The organism is Snodgrassella sp. W6238H11 (assembly GCF_016100525.1).
Classification (GTDB): domain Bacteria; phylum Pseudomonadota; class Gammaproteobacteria; order Burkholderiales; family Neisseriaceae; genus Snodgrassella; species Snodgrassella alvi.
On the sequence record NZ_JACFSH010000001.1, the window covers coordinates 464,338 to 484,480 of the forward strand.

At 42.0% G+C, this 20,143-nt stretch carries 18 protein-coding genes; 8 read left to right on the forward strand and 10 right to left on the reverse strand.

The annotated features are described in order from the left end of the window. Positions 1-11: 11 nt before the first annotated feature. The gene (locus tag H3V00_RS02040) at positions 12-1,373 is read left to right on the forward strand and encodes an FAD-binding oxidoreductase (RefSeq protein WP_198231790.1); all 1,362 of its coding nucleotides are present in this window, start codon (positions 12-14) and stop codon (positions 1,371-1,373) included. A 111-nt stretch (positions 1,374-1,484) separates the two neighbouring features. On the opposite strand, the gene serC is transcribed toward H3V00_RS02040, so the two are convergent. Then, positions 1,485-2,588, reverse strand: a complete 1,104-nt coding sequence (gene serC / locus H3V00_RS02045) for a 3-phosphoserine/phosphohydroxythreonine transaminase (protein ID WP_198206570.1) — start codon at positions 2,586-2,588, stop codon at positions 1,485-1,487. Between the two features lie 315 nt (positions 2,589-2,903). Next, positions 2,904-3,719, reverse strand: a complete 816-nt coding sequence (locus tag H3V00_RS02050) for a molybdopterin-binding protein (RefSeq protein ID WP_198206569.1) — start codon at positions 3,717-3,719, stop codon at positions 2,904-2,906. 134 nt (positions 3,720-3,853) lie between these two features. Between H3V00_RS02050 and H3V00_RS02055 the strand changes: the two genes are divergently transcribed. Then, positions 3,854-4,672, forward strand: a complete 819-nt coding sequence (locus tag H3V00_RS02055) for a DUF4377 domain-containing protein (RefSeq protein ID WP_198206568.1) — start codon at positions 3,854-3,856, stop codon at positions 4,670-4,672. A gap of 99 nt (positions 4,673-4,771) precedes the next feature. Here the strand turns inward: H3V00_RS02055 and H3V00_RS02060 are convergent, their stop codons facing one another. From H3V00_RS02060 to H3V00_RS02080, 5 genes are all read right to left on the reverse strand, one after another. Further along, positions 4,772-5,200 (reverse strand): hypothetical protein, encoded by a 429-nt coding sequence (locus tag H3V00_RS02060; protein WP_037391941.1) that lies wholly within the window; start codon positions 5,198-5,200, stop codon positions 4,772-4,774. Between the two features lie 105 nt (positions 5,201-5,305). Further along, on the reverse strand, positions 5,306-5,740 hold the full coding sequence (locus H3V00_RS02065; RefSeq protein ID WP_025330580.1) for a type IV pilin protein: 435 nt from the start codon (positions 5,738-5,740) through the stop codon (positions 5,306-5,308). Positions 5,741-5,771: 31 nt separating this feature from the next. Next, positions 5,772-6,152 (reverse strand): DUF2288 domain-containing protein, encoded by a 381-nt coding sequence (locus tag H3V00_RS02070; RefSeq protein WP_232335897.1) that lies wholly within the window; start codon positions 6,150-6,152, stop codon positions 5,772-5,774. A gap of 34 nt (positions 6,153-6,186) precedes the next feature. Further along, the gene (locus H3V00_RS02075) at positions 6,187-7,059 is read right to left on the reverse strand and encodes a MetQ/NlpA family ABC transporter substrate-binding protein (protein WP_084565705.1); all 873 of its coding nucleotides are present in this window, start codon (positions 7,057-7,059) and stop codon (positions 6,187-6,189) included. A gap of 74 nt (positions 7,060-7,133) precedes the next feature. Next, entirely contained in the window at positions 7,134-7,757 is a 624-nt protein-coding gene (locus H3V00_RS02080; protein WP_198206566.1) for a hemolysin III family protein, read from the reverse strand. 179 nt (positions 7,758-7,936) lie between these two features. Here H3V00_RS02080 and glyQ point away from each other — a divergent pair, with 179 nt between their 5' ends. The 6 genes from glyQ to H3V00_RS02110 all read left to right on the forward strand — a co-directional run bounded on the left by glyQ (position 7,937) and on the right by H3V00_RS02110 (position 13,693). Further along, entirely contained in the window at positions 7,937-8,854 is a 918-nt protein-coding gene (gene glyQ, locus H3V00_RS02085) for a glycine--tRNA ligase subunit alpha (RefSeq protein WP_025330584.1), read from the forward strand. A gap of 23 nt (positions 8,855-8,877) precedes the next feature. After that, a complete protein-coding gene (glyS, locus tag H3V00_RS02090) occupies positions 8,878-10,941 on the forward strand; it encodes a glycine--tRNA ligase subunit beta (protein ID WP_198206565.1) in 2,064 nt (687 codons plus the stop codon). A gap of 51 nt (positions 10,942-10,992) precedes the next feature. Then, the gene (locus H3V00_RS02095) at positions 10,993-11,442 is read left to right on the forward strand and encodes a cell surface protein (RefSeq protein ID WP_180214728.1); all 450 of its coding nucleotides are present in this window, start codon (positions 10,993-10,995) and stop codon (positions 11,440-11,442) included. A gap of 8 nt (positions 11,443-11,450) precedes the next feature. After that, positions 11,451-12,026, forward strand: a complete 576-nt coding sequence (gene gmhB, locus H3V00_RS02100; RefSeq protein WP_025330587.1) for a D-glycero-beta-D-manno-heptose 1,7-bisphosphate 7-phosphatase — start codon at positions 11,451-11,453, stop codon at positions 12,024-12,026. 6 nt (positions 12,027-12,032) lie between these two features. Further along, positions 12,033-12,794, forward strand: a complete 762-nt coding sequence (locus H3V00_RS02105) for a 1-acyl-sn-glycerol-3-phosphate acyltransferase (protein ID WP_037475573.1) — start codon at positions 12,033-12,035, stop codon at positions 12,792-12,794. A 200-nt stretch (positions 12,795-12,994) separates the two neighbouring features. After that, complete coding sequence (locus tag H3V00_RS02110) at positions 12,995-13,693, forward strand: M48 family metallopeptidase (RefSeq protein WP_084587065.1); 699 nt, start codon at positions 12,995-12,997, stop codon at positions 13,691-13,693. 167 nt (positions 13,694-13,860) lie between these two features. On the opposite strand, the gene mfd is transcribed toward H3V00_RS02110, so the two are convergent. From mfd to typA, 3 genes are all read right to left on the reverse strand, one after another. Beyond that, on the reverse strand, positions 13,861-17,271 hold the full coding sequence (mfd, locus tag H3V00_RS02115; protein WP_198206564.1) for a transcription-repair coupling factor: 3,411 nt from the start codon (positions 17,269-17,271) through the stop codon (positions 13,861-13,863). A gap of 169 nt (positions 17,272-17,440) precedes the next feature. After that, a complete protein-coding gene (locus H3V00_RS02120; RefSeq protein WP_084551564.1) occupies positions 17,441-17,929 on the reverse strand; it encodes a DUF456 domain-containing protein in 489 nt (162 codons plus the stop codon). Between the two features lie 369 nt (positions 17,930-18,298). Continuing rightward, positions 18,299-20,113 carry a translational GTPase TypA gene (gene typA, locus H3V00_RS02125; protein ID WP_025330592.1) on the reverse strand — a complete coding sequence of 605 codons (1,815 nt, stop codon included), beginning with the start codon at positions 20,111-20,113 and terminating at the stop codon, positions 18,299-18,301. Positions 20,114-20,143: the final 30 nt, after the last annotated feature.

Below are 20,143 nucleotides of genomic sequence, written 5' to 3' on the forward strand. Positions count from 1 at the left end.
GCTGTTTTTGTTTGTTGCTGCCATTAACTGCGTATGCGGTGGTAGTCAATGATGTTACCGGTATGACGCCAGTACAGATGGTCGCTGTGATACAGCCGGAATCAACCGAAGAGGTTGCAGAGCTGGTTAAGCACACAACTGGTCCCATTAGTATAGCTGGTGGTAAATACAGTATGGGCGGGCAAACTGCAGTTCAGAATGGCGTGCAAATAGATACTCAAAAACTCAATCATGTAATTGCTTTTAATCCTGAACAAAAACTTTTAACTATAGAAGCAGGTGCAAACTGGCGTCAGGTACAGGAGCTGATTGATCCATATGGATTATCTGTGAAAATCATGCAAAGTCTGGCTGACTTTAGTATTGGTGGTTCTTTAAGTGTTAATGTACATGGTCGATATATGGGGGCAGGTCCTATTATCCTGTCTGTTGAGCAAATTAAAATAGTACTGGCAGATGGTTCAATAGTTTTAGCCAGCCCGCAAGAAAATTCGGATATTTTTTATGGTGCTATTGGTGGCTATGGTGCATTGGGTGTTATCACAGAAGTGACATTACGCCTTACTGAAAATGTAAAAGTAAAACGAATTAATGATGTGATGCCGATTAGTCAGTATTCCTCTTATTTCTCTGAGCAGATTCGTGCTGACAGAACGGCCATATTTCATAATGCCATTATTTATCCTCCTGATTTCAAAAAGGTTAGGGCTGTGACTTTTAAGCAGACTGATGAACCATTAACTATTTCTGCCCGTTTAAGACCACTTTCTGCACCTACACGCAAACGCCAAAGACAATTGAAAATTGTTGCTGCATCGGATTTTGGTAAAGAATTGCGCAAATTATATGATGATGCCTATTTTGTAAAACAGCCAGTAATGATGCGTAATTATGAAGCCAGCTTAGCAGTAGCACTTTTAGAGCCTATTTCCATGCAAGATAAAAGTTTTGCTTTGGAAGAATATTTCATACCGGTAGAAAAGTTTGATGATTTTTATCCGCAGATGATAGACATCCTGAAAAAGCATCAGGCAAATATTATCAATATCTCTATTCGTCATGCTATTCCTGATAGTGGTTCTTTGCTGGCATGGGCTCAAACTGAGGTATTTGCTTTTGTGATTTATTATCAGCAAGGAACTGATGAACAGAGTAAAAAGCAGGTAGGAATATGGACACGGGAATTAATAGATGCGGCATTGGCAAACAGAGGTACTTATTATTTACCTTATCAATTGCATGCAACTGATGAGCAATTTCAGCGCGCATACCCACGGGCAACAGAATTTTTTAAGCTTAAAGAGCGCTTAGATCCGGAGAATAAATTCAGTAATCTATTTCTGGAGCGATACCGTCCGGCAACTGCTCACTAGACATAGAGTTTGAACTTAGCTTTGAGCGAATTGAATATTTCCAGAGAATAAAGATGAAAAACTGGTGTGGTATAGTATTGCCACACCAGTAATCAGAAAAAAATCAGTTGATTATCCGTAGCGACGCTGAAATTCCTGCATGAACTCTACTAAAGTTTCAACTCCCTGTAAGGGCATGGCATTATAAATACTCGCCCGCATTCCACCCATTGATTTATAGCCTTGTAATCCGCTTAAACCATGAGCACCGGCTTGCATTACAAATATTTTATCCAGCTCTTTTGTGGGTGTATGGAAAATAACATTCATCTGTGAGCGTGCATGCTGTTTCACATTATTGATATAAAATCCATTGCTGTTATCAATGGCAGAATACAAAGTTTCAGCTTTAAGGGTATTAATGGCCTCCATATGTTCCACGCCACCGTGAGTTTGCAGCCAGCGAAATACCAGACCAGAAATATAAATCGGATAAGTTGCCGGAGTGTTGTACATTCCCTGCCGGCTGATATGACTTTGATAATTCCACACATCAGGTATTCGTTCAGAACAACGATCAAGCAGATCTTCCCGAATAATCACAATAGTAGCACCTGATGGTCCGATATTTTTTTGTGCACCGGCATAAATAACGCCAAAATCTGCTACATTTACCGGTCGTGATAAAATTTCGCTCGACATATCGCAAATAACAGGGGGCAAACCATCTGGTTTGGGAATATTGCGATATTGCAGGCCATGTACTGTTTCATTAATGCAGTAATGAACAAAAGCAGAATTTGGATCCACATCCCAGCTTTCAACCGGCGGTACATCTGTGTAGTTATATAAATCACCACCATGTGCTGCCAGATGTATTTCTGCATCGGAAAGTTTACCCATCTGGCTGTGTGCGATACGGCTCCAGTTACCGGAGACTACTGAATCAACCCGCTTAAAACCATTGGCCAGATTCATTACGACCATATTGAACTGGGCACTGGCACCGCCCTGCATGAACAAAACTTTATAGTTGTCCGGAATATGCATGAGCTGGCGCAGATCCTGCTCGGCATGGTGCAGAATACTGATAAAAGCATCTGATCGATGGCTCATGGTCATGACTGAGCAACCAGTACCGTTATAATCCAGCATTTCAGCCTGTGCTGTTTCTAATACGGCCTCTGGCAGTATTGCAGGACCGGCAGAAAAATTATATGTGTTCAGTGTTGTCATGAATAAATTTAAACCTGTTACAGAAATGTACTGTTGTTGATTAATTTCAGTGCGTTTGATGGTTGTGTATACACCGGCAGTCTGTTTACAGATTAATGTTGCAATCTGTCAGTGAACTGGTGAAATTCTAGTTGCTTGATAATGGGAAAGCAAATACAAAACCGTTTTGCATGTAAAGTAGCAAAAGTATGGTTATTTCTGCCTGTTAGTATAATGGATTTAGTTTAAACCACTTTTTTTTTACGTTTGAACAGGTAATTTTTCTATAAATAATCGGATTTATTCTGAGATAAGCCATCAGTCTTAACTTTATATTCAGCCCTCACTGCTTTTATCCAGTGGGATAATATTGGTTGCCCCCAGTTTTTGTAGTTCCTGTAATACATATTCCCAGGCTTCTGGTAAAAAACCAGAATTTTCACTATGTGTTTTCAGACCGAATTCCAGACGGTAATAATGTATTTGTTCTTCTGCCGGTAAATCATCACGAATGGTGGGTAAACTAAAAGTTTTAATCCCAGGCCAGTTTTGTTCAATTGCTTCCATCAATGGCGTAATTTTGGACTCAGGTACACCATCAACCAGAGCTGCTTTAGTCACCAGTTTTTGCCGGAAAAAATTTTGCTGGTAATATTGACTCAGTACCCACTGAGCCATAGGGTGTGCCATTTGGGGAAAGCCCGGGAAAAAATAATGCTCATTGATTGAAAAACCAGCAATGTTATTGAAAGGATTAGGAATCAGTGCTGAACCCTGTGGAAACTCAGCCATTTTTGCCCGTTGTAAATGTGCAGGGCTGTCAAGTGAATCTCCCTGTTTCAGTGAAATGGTTTCAATTGCTTTCAGTGCTTCCGGATGAGGTGTTAACGGCAGGTTTAGTGCCTTTGCACAGGCCTGACGAGTATGGTCGTCTGGTGTGGCACCTATGCCGCCGGTAACAAAAACAGGTATTTTTTCTTTAAATGATTCAATAAGCTGTCTGGTAATAACTGCCTGATCATCTGGTAAATATTGCGCCCAGGCCATATATAAACCGTGTTGTTGTAATAATTGTTTGAAAAAAACAAAATGGCTGTCCTGACGCGAACCATTCAGAATTTCATCACCAATTATAATGATACCGAATTGCATACGAATACTCCTGTATTTGCGGCAGTTGTTGCATGATAGCTATAACCTGTCTGCCGAATAAAACATGAATGTTGTTTTATGTGCTGAATTATTTTAATGTGCAAGTGTAGTGTTATTTTAGCAAGGATGTACTTATGAATATCAAAAAATTAGCAGTTTCCGCTCTGATTGCCGGCAGTCTTGCGGCCTGTGCACATACATCTGACCGTAAGGTAAGTATGCGTGCCGTCACTGTTCCGCAGTTAAGTGCCTATGACTGGCAGCTGGCTGAAGCTACTGACCGGCATGGTCGGCCGTTACCCGGTTTTACATCCGGTTCATCTATGACAATGAATTTTTCCGGTCAGCGGCTGAATGTTTCCGGTGGCTGCAATAATATCAGTTCTAACTATCAGTTAAATGATCAGGATATGCAAATTCAGGCTCCGGTAAGCACTATGAAAGCCTGTGCGCCTGATATTATGGCGCAGGATTCTGCAGTTGTGGCTTTTATGGATGGTCAGAAATTACATGCAGGGCTGCTTAATGCTGAGAATGACCAGAATGCGCAGCCACAATTATGGATTGAAAACCGGCGCGGCGAACATTTGCTCTGGCGCGGTGTCCCTGCTGCCGTTGCTCAGTATGGTCAGCCTACTGTGGTATTTTGGGAAATAAGTCCGCAAACCCAAACCTGCCAAACTGCACAGGGTGAAGCTCAGTGTTTGAAAGTCAGAGAAATTAGCTACAATGATCAGGGCGCTAAGGTTAAAACTGGTGTATGGCGTAATTTTGCCGGAAAGATTGATGGCTGGCAGTTTAATCCGCAGGAAAATCAGGTATTACGTCTGAATGTATATGAGGTTAAACAGGCTGATGTAACGGGTACTGCTGCAGATAACCAATATGTTTATAAGCTGGATCAGATAATCGAACGCTCAGTAGTGAAGTCTCCGAAGCATAAACATAAATAAAGTTTTCTATAATAGATAAATAAAAAGGCAATGAAAAAAATCATTGCCTTTTTATTTAACGGATATTTTGTATTCAATACATCCTAAAAAGTTGAGAATTTACTGTTGCAAATAAACATCCGGCTGACTGTTGGCATTATTCAGTATTAATGTTTTTCTGCCATTATGCTGAGTAATTTTACCTTTACGGGTAACTGATTTGCTTTTTCCATCTTTGCTAATCTGATTCTGATAAGTAAAATTCTGATTCGGATCAATGCGGAAAGATGTCGTTTCACTATATTGATGGCACTCTGGCTGTTTGCAGTTTTTAAAAAGCTTAACCTGATTATCATCCTGAATAACTGATGCGGATAATCTGTCGATTTCTTTTTCAATTTGCTGTTGCTGATGATACATTTGAGCTAAGATTTTATCTGCATCATCAAATTCATTATTATCAGCGAAGTTTTTATGGCTGGCTGCCAGAACAGGGTTAAACTGTAAACCGATTGTTACCGTTAACAGAAGTAATTTCAGTATATTCATATACTCACCCTTGATTAAATTTATAAAAATTTAATATTAATATCTTTTTATATCTCATTAATTTTGAAAATAAGTGAGAAATATATAATCGATTTCACAGAAATTTTAAAAGGGTTCGCAAATATATTTATCATCTTTACTTTCACTTGTATCATCTTTATCTTTACTTGTATCTTTTTTACAAAGTGACCACCCTTCTACAGAATTATAGACAACATTTTTGGTTTCTCCTGAATTTGCCGCAGTTGGTGTGGCTGTCAAAGTATAACTACTTTCTTTATAATCTCCCGTAATAGTAAAGAATTTTTCGCTTCTTTTTTTGGTCAGCTGAGCATCAGTATAGGTATTGAATGTTTTATTCAAGGAGTAATAACGTTCTAATAAGCTAATATTTTCTGACATGTCGGCTCTGACATTTTCTTCTCGTGCCTTAATCACATAATTCTGATATGTGGGATAGGCAATTGCAGCGAGTATGCCAATAATAGCCAAAGTAATCAATAAATCAATAATAGTAAAACCATAAGTGTGGCGTCGCATCACGTTCTCTTTCTTTTATCAATGCTTATGATCAATTGTTTTCAACAATAGTTTGGTCAGGCTGTACCAGTACATATGGTCTGACAACTACTGCCCACATCGGCTGGTTACAATCAAAATATTGTTGTGCCATTATATCGTTTACTTTACCAATTTTACCTTCTTGAATCAAAAGTGCAATGGCAGCAGAGTTATCAGTAGCTATCATGTGGGCTATATTGACCAAATCCAGTTCTGGTGCAACATATATGCAAACACCCCGGGCAAAGTGAGTTTGCAGTTCATGCCAGTTGATACGGGCAGTTTCCAGATTGAGTTTCTGTTCTAATGGCAGAGGATGGTTTGAAGTAAGATTATTCGAATGCATGGGTAGATAAACATTATTTGTAAAAGCATTCCGTTTTAAATTCATATACGGAATGCCTGCTGATGATTAATTAATTTAATTATTTTGCCGGTGCGGATGCGGGTTGAGTAGCTTGAATACCCCATGATTCAGGGTACTTATAGCCGGCAAAGCGCTTGAATGCATATTGTTTAAATGCAGCTGAATTATATGCGGCTGTTATGTCTTTTACCCATTGGCTGTCTTTATCAGCAGTGCGGATTGCTGACCAGTTAACATAAGTATAGCCGGGTTCCAGATACAGGGCAGATGTAAATTTTAAGCCAGAACTGGTCGCAAAATTACCATTGATCACTGCAAAATCAACATCATGACGCGAACGAGGTAATTGAGCAGCTTCCAATGGTACCAGTTTGATGTTTTTATTATTACCTGCTATGTCGGCAAGTGAAGCTTTAAGAGGATTAATATCGGTTTTCAGAGTAATCCAGCCTAGTTTGTCCAGCATAACGAGAGCACGTGCCAGATTGGACGGGTCATTGGGTACAGAAACACTGGAGCCTTCTTTTACTGCACTCAGTTCATGCATCCGGCCGGTATATATTCCAAGCGGACCAGTAGGAACCTGAAATGCCGGCATAATATCTAAGTGGCGTGATTGGGCAAAATCATCCAGATAGGGTTTATGCTGGAAAATATTGATGTCAATAGATTTATCTGCTAATGCCAGATTAGGGCGCACATAATCAGTAAATTCGAGTAATTGTACCCGATATCCCTGCTTTTCCAGTTCTGGTTTTACCTGATCTCTGACCATATCGGCAAAATCGCCTACAGTAGTGCCGATAATAATTTCTTTTTTATTTTGTTCAGTGGAAGCTGCAGATTGAGTGTTTTTTTCGCCGCTACAGGACGCCAGAGTGAGGATACACAAACTTAATAAAAGGAATTTCAAATAACTTTTCACTATGATACTTTCTTTTTTATGTTTTAAAAATTGAAACGGATATTGACTATATTGATACTGTTTTCTCTTTACTATTACAGTCAGATATAGGCGTAAACACATATATACTGAGCCAGGCTGCCTAACAAAACAAATAAATGCCAGATACCATGTCCATGACGAATTTTTTCATCATTGACAAACCAGTATATGCCGATGCTGTATGCCAGCCCGCCGGCAGTCAGCCAGAATAACCCTGGTGCAGACATCCGGTGAATCAACGGATAAATAGCAACAATAATCAGCCAGCCCATAATCATATACAGGACTAATGACAGGATACGGGTTTTACTTTTACGTCCGATAGTCACTTCCTGAATAATACCAAATATTGCCAGTCCCCATGATATGCCAAAAATTGACCAGCCCCAGCCGCCGTGTAATGTGGTAAGGGTAAAAGGTGTATAACTGCCTGCAATTAACAGATAAATCGCACAATGATCAAACTTTTGTAATACCGCTTTGGCCCGATGAGAATAAATTGAATGATAAAGTGTAGATATACCATATAAGAATATCAGACTGGCACCATAAATAGCTGAGCTGACAATACGGTAAGCATCTCCGTACATGGTGGATTTAATTAATAAAAATACGGTGCCTGTAATGGCAAGAATAAAACCGATAAAATGAGAGTACGCATTAAAGCGTTCACCGCGATACATATTTTGCTTGCTAAGGTAATTTGTGAGATGACTATCGTTTCACTAGCGCCCTAAAGGTGCAAGTGTTTTTTATTTTTATTATTGTGCCGGTATTTATTCACGTGCAGGTCTATGGCTGTTCAACTGCTTGCAAGCACAGTAAAATAGACAATTTTGCAGACTATCAGAAATTTCTCGTCATGCTGACTTTTCAGGAAATTATTTTTACATTACAAAACTATTGGGCTAAACAGGGCTGCGTGGTGTTACAGCCATTGGATATGGAGGTAGGAGCGGGTACCAGCCATCCGGCAACCTGTTTGCGTGCACTGGGGCCGGAACCATGGTTTGCAGCCTATGTGCAGCCGTCACGCCGTCCTAAGGACGGGCGTTATGGAGAAAATCCAAATCGTCTGCAACATTATTATCAGTTTCAGGTCGCTCTGAAGCCTGCTCCTGATAATATTCAGGAGTTATATCTGGCATCTTTACAGGAACTGGGTATAGATCCCTGTCAGCATGATATCCGTTTTGTTGAAGATGACTGGGAAAATCCGACTCTGGGTGCCTGGGGACTTGGCTGGGAAGTCTGGCTCAATGGTATGGAAGTGACTCAGTTTACTTATTTCCAGCAGGTAGGTGGTATGGACTGTTCGCCTGTATTGGGTGAAATTACCTATGGTATTGAGCGGCTGGCAATGTATCTGCAGGGTGTTGAAAATGTCTATGATCTGGTTTGGGCTAAAACTCATGACGGCCGGATTGTCACCTATGGTGATGTATATCATCAGAATGAAGTCGAGCAGTCTACTTATAATTTTGAATTCAGTAATGCAGAATGGTTACTGGCACAGTTTAATTATTATGAAACCGAAGCTAAACGTCTGCTGGCTGTAGAGGATATCAGTCTTGCATTACCAGCCTATGAATTAGTACTTAAGGCAGGACATACGTTTAATTTGCTTGATGCACGCGGCGCTATTTCTGTAACCGAGCGGGCTGCTTATATCGGCCGTGTTCGTGCTTTAAGCCGTGCAGTTGCACAAAAATATGTAGAAAGCCGTGAAAAACTTGGTTTTCCGTTACTGAATAAAAATACTACTAATCAGACTGCCTGAAACTGAATGAAAGTAATACTTGCATGAATGCTCCTTTATTAATTGAACTGCGTACTGAAGAGTTGCCGCCAAAGGCACTGAATAATCTGGGTGAAAGTCTCGCCGCTGGAGTTGTTGAGGGTCTGGAAAAGGCACAGCTGATTAGCGGTGTGGCTGATTATCAAGTATTTGCTGCACCCAGACGGCTGGGTGTTCTGGTGCAAAATGTTAAAGCGGTGCAGGCAGACCAGCAAATTGTGAAAAAAGGTCCCAGTGTAACAGCGGGTATGAAAGATGGTGAGCCTACCAAGGCTTTGCAGGGATTTGCCCGCAGTAATCAGGTAGAAATCAGTCAGCTTAGCCAGATTAATGATGGCAAACAAATGGTATTTGCCTATGAATATACTCAGGCCGGTTTACCACTGAATGCCTTGTTAAGCGATATATTGAATCAATCTATCAAAAAACTGCCTATTCCGAAAGTGATGCACTGGGGTAGCAGTACCTTTACTTTTGTCCGGCCTGTACATGGACTGGTGATGATGCATGGTAATGAAACGGTTACTGGCAGTGTCCTGGGATTAAACAGCCAGAACTGGACTTTAGGTCACCGTTTTCTGAGTAAAGACAGAATTATTTTTAACCATGCTTCAGAATATGAAAAGGTATTATTGGAGCAGGGTAAAGTAGTAGCCAGCTTTGCCGAGCGCCAAGCCCGTATTGAGCAGGGTTTAACTGTAGCGGCTGATGCACTTCATGCTCAAGTAGCCTATGCAGAAGGCTTGCTGGATGAGGTTACAGCTTTGGTTGAATGGCCAGTAGTTTTACAGGCGGGTTTTGATGAGCGCTTTTTACAAGTGCCGCAGGAATGTCTGATTTTAACCATGCAGCAAAATCAGAAATATTTTCCGCTGTTAAACAGTGATGGCAAACTAATTAATCGTTTCCTGCTGGTATCTAATCTGCAAACAGAAAATCCTGGACATATTATTCATGGAAATGAGCGTGTATTACGAGCCCGTCTGGCAGATGCCGAATTTTTCTACCGTCAGGATCAGAAAACGACTCTTGAAAGTCGTCTGCCTCGTCTGCAAAATGTGGTTTATCACAATAAGCTGGGTAGTATTGCAGAAAGAGTTCAGCGTATTACTCAGCTGGCAAAAGCTATTGCACCGTTACTTAATGCTGATGTAGATAAGGCTGTACGTGCTGCTGAGCTAGCTAAAGCTGATTTACTGACCGACATGGTAGGGGAGTTCCCTGAGCTACAGGGAACAATGGGTAAATACTATGCTTTGCATGATGGTGAAAATGCTGATGTTGCTGTAGCAATTGAGCAACATTACTGGCCGCGTTTTGCTAATGATGTTTTGCCGGACAGTTTAACTGGTACAGTGGTTGCTCTGGCAGATAAACTGGAAACTTTGCTCGGTATCTGGGGTATCGGACTTATTCCGACAGGCGATAAAGATCCGTATGCATTGCGCCGCAGTGCATTGGGTATTTTACGAATGCTGATGCAGCATAATCTGGCGCTGATGCCATTATTACAGGCAGCATTTGATACATTTGCTTCAGGCAGACTGGCTGAAAATACTGTCAGTGAAGTAGCCGGGTTTATGCAGGCCAGATTGGCAATTCTGTTACAGAATTCCTTTGCACAGGATGTAGTGGCTGCAGTACTGGCCGGTAAGGTAGAAAATCTGGGTGAGCTGGAAGCCAGACTTGCCGCAGTAACCCGCTTTAAACAGCTGGATGAAGCTACTGCACTGATTGCAGCTAATAAACGTGTTCATAATTTACTGAAAAAAGCAGATATTTCTGCTTTATCCGCTGTTAATCCAGATCTTTTGCAGCAGCAGGATGAAAAACAGCTCTATCAGGCAACTGAGCAGGTTGCAGAAAAAATTCAAGCTGTGCTGAAACGGCAGGATTTTGCTCAGGCATTAACTGAGTTGGCCGGAATTAAAGAAAAAGTGGATGCATTCTTTACTAATGTGATGGTAATGGATGAAAATGAAGCTATTAAGAATAACCGTCTGGCTTTATTACTGTGTTTATCGCAGCAGATGAATGCTGTGGCCGATATTGCCTTATTAAGTGAGTAAATAATAGCAGACATTTCTGCTCATTCTTAAATAGTGGATGAAAGCTAAATTATGATATTTGATAATATAGTATTCCATACAGAAGAAGATTATCCGCCTGCGTTGTCACTGGCTAATGCTGCTACACATATGGGTTATTACTGGTCATGGGCTGTACGCCGGGGTTTATATAATCCGCAATGGGATGAAGCGGCAGAAGAAGATATGGCAGCATTGAAAGCTCAGGTTATGAGCGGAGCTGAATTTGTTCTGAATAATATGGCCGGTTGTCTGGAAGACAGTGATTTTAATGATGAAGGACGACGGTTTTCGCTTTATTACTATGAAGATGAAGATGAGGGCTATGGTCGTTTTATGGAAGATTATGTGCAAACATTAAATACGCCGGCCTTGCAAAGTTTTTATCATGTAGAAATTAATGATGAAAATCAGTCTTTACTTGATGGCGTATTTGATAGTGCTTTGATTCAGTGGCGGCAAAGTTTGAAGCCGGTGCAATAAGGTTGATTATGGCATTGAATGGAAAAGGCAAATTAATCATACTGGATCGCGATGGTGTGTTGAATGTTATGCAACCACAGCCCATCAGCGATCCTGATCAGTGGCTTCCCTTACCGGGGAGTATGGATGCTGTTGCCTTTCTGACTCAAAGTGGTTATACCGTTGTTGTGGCGGAAAATATGTCTGGTATCGGGCGTAATCAGGTCAGTATGCAGCAGCTGAATGAAGTACATAGTAAAATGCATACTCATATACAGAAAGCTGGCGGCCGCTTAAGCGGGGTTTGGTTTTGTCCGCATACCGGTAATGCTAAATGTAAATGTCGTAAACCTGAACCGGGTCTGTTATTGGATATTCTGGATCGTCTGCATATGAAAGCAGAAAATACCTGGCTTGTCGGAGATGGTATTCGCGATATGCAGGCAATTGCCGCAATTGGCGGTCATCCTGTACTGGTTTTAACCGGTAAAGGCAAGGAAACATTAAAAATGGAAGAATTGCCGGAAGATACTCAGGTGTACGATGATTTGCTGGATTTTGCCAAATATTGTCGTACTCTGGCTGAACAGGCAGCCGAGGAATAATATAACATGCTGTTGTTGCGTAATTTGATTTACTGGTTTTGTTTGTGTGTATTTTCATTAATCTGGCTGGTGGTAGTAATTGTTTCCATGCTGGTACCAAAAGGGGTTACATGGACAACCACTGTGTGGGGAAAATCTCTTTTCTGGATGCTGGAGCACATTATCGGTTTGAAATACGAAGTTACCGGTCGGGAAAATATTCCGCGCGAACCCGGAATTGTGTGCTGTAAACACCAATCCGGCTGGGAAACGCTGGCCATGCTGGTATTTTTCCCTGATCTCGCCTTTGTGGCTAAACGCGAACTTTTTCGTATACCGGTTTTTGGCTGGGCACTGAAATGGCGCGGCACAATAGGTATTGATCGTAAAAACCCTAAAGCGGCAAATGCCCAGATTATTAGTCAGGGGAAAATATGCAAACAAAAGGGAATGTGGATTTGTATTTTTCCGGAAGGTACACGAATTAAGCCAGGTTTCCGTGGCCATTATAAAAAAGGTGCTGCCCGAATGGCACAGGAACTACATATGAATCTGGTGCCGGTCGCATTAAATAGTGGCGAATTCTGGCCTAAAGATTCCTTTTTTAAATATCCGGGTAAAGTAACAGTCGTGATTGGTGAACCGATTCATTATGAGTCAGCTCATAATCCGGAAGAATTAATCAGAATCTGTGAGCAATGGATAGAATCCGAGCAAGTAAAAATTCAAGGGGTGGGACCGTTTGCACCAGAGCATCCGCAAGTACCAACGCCGTTTGTGCCGCATTAATTGATATTAGTTGAATATTGATACTTTTTTATTTGTGAAATAGTGTTTTGCTGAATCCTGAGCAGATAAATAGATAGCCTATTTAATTTTTTTTAAGGCTGAATCTGAAACGGGATATGAATGATATGGTGTGCTGGTTAATAGAAGTGTCTGCTTGTCTCAGATAGTAATTTATTTACATTTTTAACAGATTAGTTGTCATGTCGGAATTTCTTCACACAACTACAGATGGCGATACCATCAGGCTGAAATTACGGCGTACAGCAAAAAAAAATATTATTGTACGTCCAGCATCAGGTTGTTTACTGGATATTAACGTTCCGCCATTTGTATCAATGAAATCTTTGTCTGAATGGCTGAACGTTAATGAAATCGCTATTAAAAAACTGTGGCAGCAATCAGAAAAAATAGCGGCAGCATTACCTGAATTTATCTGGTTTCGTGGTCAGGCATATCCTTTTACTCAGATATCCGTACTAACAAGAGTGCAGTGGCATAAGCAATATGGCTTTTTAGTACCACTGGTAAATTCACAGTCACCCTATGTACTTTTGAAAGCATGGTTAAAACAAAGTGCCAAAAAGGAATTGTTACTACGCTTGCAATATTGGGCAAATGTAATGCAGTTGCAGCCAATGGCAATGACATTAAGTCAGGCACGAACTTTTTGGGGAGTATGTCGCCGGCGTAGCGGAATCCGTCTGAACTGGAGATTAATTGGCGCACCTGCTGATGTGGTGGATTATGTCTGTATTCATGAGTTGTGTCACTTGCGCCATGCCAACCATGGTAAAGCTTTCTGGGCAATGGTTGCAGAATACTGTGCTGATGCTGATAATGCTCGTAAGTGGCTAAAAAAATATGCTAATGAGTTGTTTGCTCTAGATAAATTCAGCTAAAGTCTCACTCTGGAAAATTTGGTAAATTTCGGCTGTTTTCAATACTGATACAAAATAAAAAGCAGTCATACTATTTTTATCGTATGACTGCTTTTTGTTATTCAGCTTTAAATGCTGATTTTTATTTTTGGCTGTCAGCTAAAAATGCTTACCTGTTATTTTTAAGTTTAGCCGGCATCAACCGCAAGTTGTTTCATAATGTTTTTAATAATCTGGACACGTTGCATAACGTCTTCAATACCAATGCTAACTCTGAGTTTATCTGCTCCAGTCAGACGGTAGTTTTTATCACTTTGCATAATGGCTACAATAGTTGCGGGATTAATGCGATGATGTTTGCCAAAAGTAAAAGTAATGGCTTCACTACTGGCGTCAATTGAGTCTATGCCTAAGCTGGCTGCTTCAATGCGTAAATGATGGCTGGCAATCAATGTAGAGACAGCCGGTTCGGGAAGTCCGAAACGGTCGATCAGTTCTTCGAGTATCTGGTCTATCTCTGCTTCGGTTTCACAGCTTGCCAGGCGTTTGTACAACACCAGTCGGGCATGAATATCCGGGCAATAACTTTCCGGCAGCAGAGCAGGGCTATGCAATTTAATGTCACTGGTAATACCCAGCGGGGCATCCAGATCCGGCTCTCTGCCTTTTTTCAAATTGCGCACGGCCTGCTTGAGCATTTCGGTATATAAAGTAAATCCGACCTGAATCATTTCACCAGACTGTCCTTCACCCAAAATTTCGCCGGCACCACGGATTTCTAAATCCTGCATAGCTAATGTAAATCCGGCTCCCAGATCATCAGCCATTTCTATGGCTTCCAGACGTTTCTGTGCATCTTTGGTCATTGCATCCGGTATCAGTAGATAGGCATATGCCTGATGATGAGAGCGGCCTACACGGCCACGCAGCTGATGCAACTGGGCCAGACCAAATTTATCAGCTCGCTCAATAATAATCGTATTGGCATTGGGAATATCAATTCCGGTTTCAATAATAGTTGAACACAGTAACACGTTATAACGCTGCTGAAGAAAATCCCGCATAATCTGCTCCAGTTCGCGTTCACGCAGTTGTCCATGAGCGATACCGATACGGGCTTCAGGTAATAAAGTAGTTAATTTTTCATAAGTGTTAGCAATGGTATCAACTTCATTGTGCAGAAAAAACACCTGTCCACCACGTTTCAGTTCGCGTAATACGGCTTCTCGTATTAAACCATCGCTGTAAGGACGAACAAAAGTTTTTACAGCCAGCCGGCGGCTTGGAGCTGTGGTAATCAATGAAAAATCACGCAGGCCTTCCAGTGCCATACTTAATGTACGTGGAATTGGTGTTGCGGTCAGTGTAAGCACATCTACATTAGCACGCAGGCGTTTAAGCTGTTCTTTCTGACGTACGCCAAAGCGATGTTCTTCATCTATAATAACTAGTCCCAGATTTTTAAAATGGACATCCGGCTGAACCAGTTTATGGGTACCAATCACAATATCTACTGTGCCGTCAGCCAGTCCGGCAAGTGTGGCCTGTGTTTGTTTACTGGTATTAAAGCGGGAAAGCTGGGCAACTTTAATCGGGAGGTCTGCAAAGCGATCAGCAAAATTTTGTGCATGCTGCTCGACAAGCAGTGTAGTTGGTGCAAGTACTACCACCTGTTTACCAGCCATTGCTGCTACAAAAGCGGCGCGTAGCGCAACCTCAGTTTTACCAAAGCCGACATCTCCGCAAATCAGTCTGTCCATGGGCTTTTCAGCACATAAATCTTTTATGGTCGCAGCGATTGCCGCAGCCTGATCTTCGGTTTCTTCATAGCCAAAGCCATTGGCAAAAGCCTGATAATCCATTTCATTCAGACTAAAGCGGTGGCCTTGCTGAGCTTCACGCTGAGCATATAGATTTAATAATTCGGCAGCAGTATCTCTGGCTTTTTCCGCGGCTTTATGTCGTGCTTTATCCCATGCTCCATGACCCAGTTTATGCAAACTAATGTTATCATGAGCACTGCCTGCATAGCGGGAAATAAGCTGGAGCTGACTAACAGGTACATATAACTGAGAACCTTCAGCATACTCCAGTAGCATCATTTCACAGGCACCTTCACCTAAATCCAGGGTTACCAGACCCTGATAGCGTCCGATACCATGTTGTTCATGTACCACGGGATCACCAATTTTGATTTCAGCCAAATCGCGCAGCATGCCGTCAGAAACAGCACTATGTTTGCGTCTTGTACGCCGGCCGCGAATTACATACTGGTATAAATCAGCCTCAGTAATAATGGCCAGTTGCTGATCTGTCAGCAGGCAACCGTAACTTAACGGCGCAATAGTCAGGCAGAAGCTGGAATTACTGTTCAGAAAGTCCTGCCAGCTATTGACAATATCTGGCTGTAAACTGTACTGGCGCATAAAATTGAGCATGGTTTCCCGGCGTCCGAGACTTTCTGCGCAAATCAGTACCCTTCCTGACCATTGCTGGAGAAAATTTTTCAGTGTGTGCAGCGGATCATCAGCCTGTCTGTCTACTGCGACACTTGGCAGCGTATAAGTAGTGTCTTCACTGATTTGCGGAACAAGACGCGCATAAGATTTAATACGTGCTCCGAACTGGTCTTCACTAAGATAAAGATAATCTGGTGCCAGAGGTGGATAGGCCGGATCGCCCTGTGCCAGAATGTAGCGTTGTTTGACATCCTGCCAGATGCGGGCAGATTCTTGATGAATATCACCCAGACAAACCAGAATGGCTTCATCATCAGTGTAATCAAAGATACTGACGCATTCTTCTTCAAAAAATAAAGGCAGGTAATACTCAACACCCGCTCCGAAATGTCCTTCAGATACTGCATTATAAACAGTTGCTTTTCGGGCGTCGCTATTGATTTCTTCCCGAAAGCGGCTGCGGAATATTTTCTGTGCATCACTGTCGGTTGGAAATTCATGTGCCGGTAACAGACGAATTTCATTTACTGTGGTTAATGTGCGCTGGCTGTCTGCATCAAATGTTTTGATGGTATCAATTTCATTGTCAAATAAGTCCAGACGAAACGGGGTGTCACTGCCCATTGGAAAAATATCGAGAATACCGCCACGCATGGCGAATTCTCCGGTCGCTACCACATGAGAAACATGGTTGTAGCCGGCTTCAACCAGGCTATGTTTCAATGCTTCAATATTCAGTTCCTGCCCGGTTTTCAGCCAGAAAGTATGTCCCAGCAAAAATGAAGGAGGGGCAATTTTTTGCATGGCTGTTGCCAGCGGTAACAATAAAACGTCAACCAGTCCATTTTTTAGTTGCCACAGTGTACTTAGTCGCTCTGATACCAGTTCCTGATGAGGAGAAAAATGTTCGTAGGGCAGAGTTTCCCAGTCGGGGAAAAACATGATACGTGCAGCAGGATCAAAAAATTGCCATGCTGCCTGAATACGGATTGCCTGTTCGGCATCTGCAGTTAAAATAATTTTCAGTTTTTTTTCAGGTAAATGCTGGCTAAGTAATAATGGCAGACTACCAGCATTTAAATCAGACCAGATTACAGTCTGTCTGGTTTTAGGCAATGCGAATGAAGCAGCAGCGGGCATAATTTTAGTTTTACAGATAATAGAAATTGATTGCCAGTACTTATGGGCAAGCTATGATAAGACAAGCCCTGATAAGCAGACAATTGAAACAGAATTGTTTGGAATGGGTGAATAACAAGTCAGTTTCAGACACAGTCCTGAAATTATGGCTATTATTACATAATAATAATTAATATAGCGAATACAAATACATCACAGCGATAGTAATCAGAATGGCAAATGCACAGCCAATTTTGGCAACCACACCAACAACCAGACCAATCAGTGTGGCAAAACCTACCTTGCCGGCAGCGACCAGATTGCGTCTGGCAATAAATTCACCGGTTGCTGCACCAATTAACGGCCCCAATACCATGCCCGGTAAGGCAAAAAACATGCCAATAATCGCACCAATAAAAGAACCCCAGATAGCTCTTCTGCTTGCACCACTATGCTTAGCGCCCAGCATACCGGCCATATAATCCAGAAAACAACCAAATAAAGTCAGTATACCTAAAGTAATTAATGTGGGTGCTCCCATAATCTGATAATTGCTGCTCAATGCCAGTAACCATGCACCTCCGAACATGAGAGGCAGACCCGGTAAAGCAGGCATAAATGTACCTAATAAACCAATGAGTAATAAAACAATAGCCAATATTACCAATACTGCATTCATGGCAAATTAGTCCTCAATAAAATTCATAATATAGAATAGTAAAATGGGGGATGCGGTTGTCACATACAAGGATAAATTTTGTAGTGTAGATAAAAAATATGTAATCAGCCGGTGAGTAATAACAGATAATTTTATCAGTTTGGCATGGTATCTGTATATTAGTGAGCAGTTACAGTACAGACAATCTGTATAAAATATAAATGATAAATAAAGCTACGTTATTTGTTGAGACTGAATGATTCAATATCAATACATTAATCAGATTGAATATCAATGCTATTTATTAAAAATTGTTGTTCTTAAAGATAAATATTCGATATTGAAAAAAAGGCAGCCTTTAAAAAGCTGCCTATGCCAAATAAACTTTAATTAATCTAATTTTTTAAAGTGTTTGCGGCGTTCCTGTTCGCTCAGGTAGCGTTTACGCAGGCGAATGGTTTGCGGAGTAATTTCTACCAGTTCATCATCATCGATAAACTCTACCGCCGCTTCCAGAGACATCAGTACCGGCGGAGTCAGACGCACTGCTTCATCTGTGCCTGAAGCACGGACATTAGTCAGTTTTTTGCCTTTCAGCGGATTAACAACCAGATCATTGTCACGGCTGTGAATACCGATAATCATGCCTTCGTAAATTTTTTCGCCCGGATTGATAAACATACGACCGCGGTCTTCCAGATTCCATAAAGCATAGGCTACAGCATCACCTTGTTCTTGTGATACCAGTACACCATTGCGGCGGCCGGGTATTTCTGCTTTTACTGGTGCGTAATTATCAAATACGTGGCTCATCAGTCCCTGACCACGGGTCATGGTCATGAATTCACCCTGAAAACCAATCAGACCGCGCGCAGGAATACGGTATTCCAGACGGGTACGGCCTTTGCCGTCGCTTTCCATATTGGTCAGTTCACCACGGCGGCGACCCAGTTCTTCCATTACAGCACCCTGAGTATTGTCTTCTACATCGACAGTCAGGTTTTCGTAAGGTTCGCATTTAACGCCGTCAATTTCACGGAAAACCACACGTGGTTTGCCGACAGCCAGCTCATAACCTTCACGGCGCATATTTTCAATCAAGATAGTCAGATGAAGCTCACCACGGCCTGAAACACGGAATACATCTGCGTCTGCTGTGTCTTCAACGCGCAGGGCTACATTGGTCAGCAATTCTTTTTGCAAACGTTCGCGAATCTGGCGACTGGTAACAAATTTACCTTCTGTACCGGCCAGCGGGCTGGTATTGACCATGAAATCCATCGTCAGAGTAGGTTCGTCCACGCTCAGCATAGGCAGCCCCTGAGGTTGTTCACGATCAGCAATGGTAACACCGATACCTATATCTTCCAGTCCGGAAACCGTAACAATATCACCGGCTTCCGCTTCTTGTAGCGGAATGCGTTCCAATCCTTTGAAGCCAAGCAACTGATTAATGCGTCCCTGACCAATCTGCTTATCTTCATTCATGATAGCTACTACCTGACCGGGTTTAATTCGTCCGTTCAGAATACGACCGATACCCAGCCGGCCGGTATAGTTATCATAATCAAGCTGAGAAATCTGTAATTGCAGAGGTTTATCTGCATCACCGGCTGGTTCCGGGGTATATTTCAGAATGGTTTCAAACAGCGGACGCATATCGGTAGATTCGTCTTCTTCATTCAGCTTGGCAAAGCCAGACAGACCAGAAGCATAAACGATAGGGAAGTCGAGCTGTTCATCGGTAGCGCCCAGTTTATCGAATAGTTCAAATGTCTGGTCAATTACCCAGCTCGGGCGGGCACTTGGCTTATCAATTTTATTGATCACTACAATCGGTTTCAGCCCTAATGCCAGTGCTTTTTTGGTAACAAAGCGGGTTTGCGGCATCGGGCCTTCCTGGGCATCCACCAGTAGTAGCACACAATCAACCATTCCCAGTACACGTTCTACTTCACCGCCAAAATCGGCATGTCCGGGTGTATCAACGATATTAATATGGTAGCCTTCGTATTCGATGGCGGTATTTTTGGCAAGAATGGTAATGCCGCGTTCTTTTTCAAGATCGTTGCTGTCCATTACTCGTTCGTCTACCTGCTGATTGGCACGGAATGTACCGGACTGGCGTAATAACTGGTCTACCAGTGTGGTTTTGCCGTGGTCGACGTGTGCGATAATGGCAATATTACGAATTTTTTTACTCATAGGAGTGTGTAACCTAGTTTATTAGCTATT

Coding starts and splice junctions, on each gene's coding strand:
- H3V00_RS02105 (WP_037475573.1), top strand. CDS start 12,033: ATGCTGTTGTTGCGTAATTTGATTTACTGGTTTTGTTTGTGTGTATTT.
- mfd (WP_198206564.1), bottom strand. CDS start 17,271: ATGCCCGCTGCTGCTTCATTCGCATTGCCTAAAACCAGACAGACTGTA.
- H3V00_RS02050 (WP_198206569.1), bottom strand. CDS start 3,719: ATGCAATTCGGTATCATTATAATTGGTGATGAAATTCTGAATGGTTCG.
- H3V00_RS02120 (WP_084551564.1), bottom strand. CDS start 17,929: ATGAATGCAGTATTGGTAATATTGGCTATTGTTTTATTACTCATTGGT.
- H3V00_RS02110 (WP_084587065.1), top strand. CDS start 12,995: ATGTCGGAATTTCTTCACACAACTACAGATGGCGATACCATCAGGCTG.
- H3V00_RS02065 (WP_025330580.1), bottom strand. CDS start 5,740: ATGCGACGCCACACTTATGGTTTTACTATTATTGATTTATTGATTACT.
- H3V00_RS02055 (WP_198206568.1), top strand. CDS start 3,854: ATGAATATCAAAAAATTAGCAGTTTCCGCTCTGATTGCCGGCAGTCTT.
- gmhB (WP_025330587.1), top strand. CDS start 11,451: ATGGCATTGAATGGAAAAGGCAAATTAATCATACTGGATCGCGATGGT.
- H3V00_RS02080 (WP_198206566.1), bottom strand. CDS start 7,757: ATGTATCGCGGTGAACGCTTTAATGCGTACTCTCATTTTATCGGTTTT.
- serC (WP_198206570.1), bottom strand. CDS start 2,588: ATGACAACACTGAACACATATAATTTTTCTGCCGGTCCTGCAATACTG.
- H3V00_RS02095 (WP_180214728.1), top strand. CDS start 10,993: ATGATATTTGATAATATAGTATTCCATACAGAAGAAGATTATCCGCCT.
- H3V00_RS02060 (WP_037391941.1), bottom strand. CDS start 5,200: ATGAATATACTGAAATTACTTCTGTTAACGGTAACAATCGGTTTACAG.
- glyS (WP_198206565.1), top strand. CDS start 8,878: ATGAATGCTCCTTTATTAATTGAACTGCGTACTGAAGAGTTGCCGCCA.
- H3V00_RS02070 (WP_232335897.1), bottom strand. CDS start 6,152: ATGAATTTAAAACGGAATGCTTTTACAAATAATGTTTATCTACCCATG.
- glyQ (WP_025330584.1), top strand. CDS start 7,937: ATGCTGACTTTTCAGGAAATTATTTTTACATTACAAAACTATTGGGCT.
- typA (WP_025330592.1), bottom strand. CDS start 20,113: ATGAGTAAAAAAATTCGTAATATTGCCATTATCGCACACGTCGACCAC.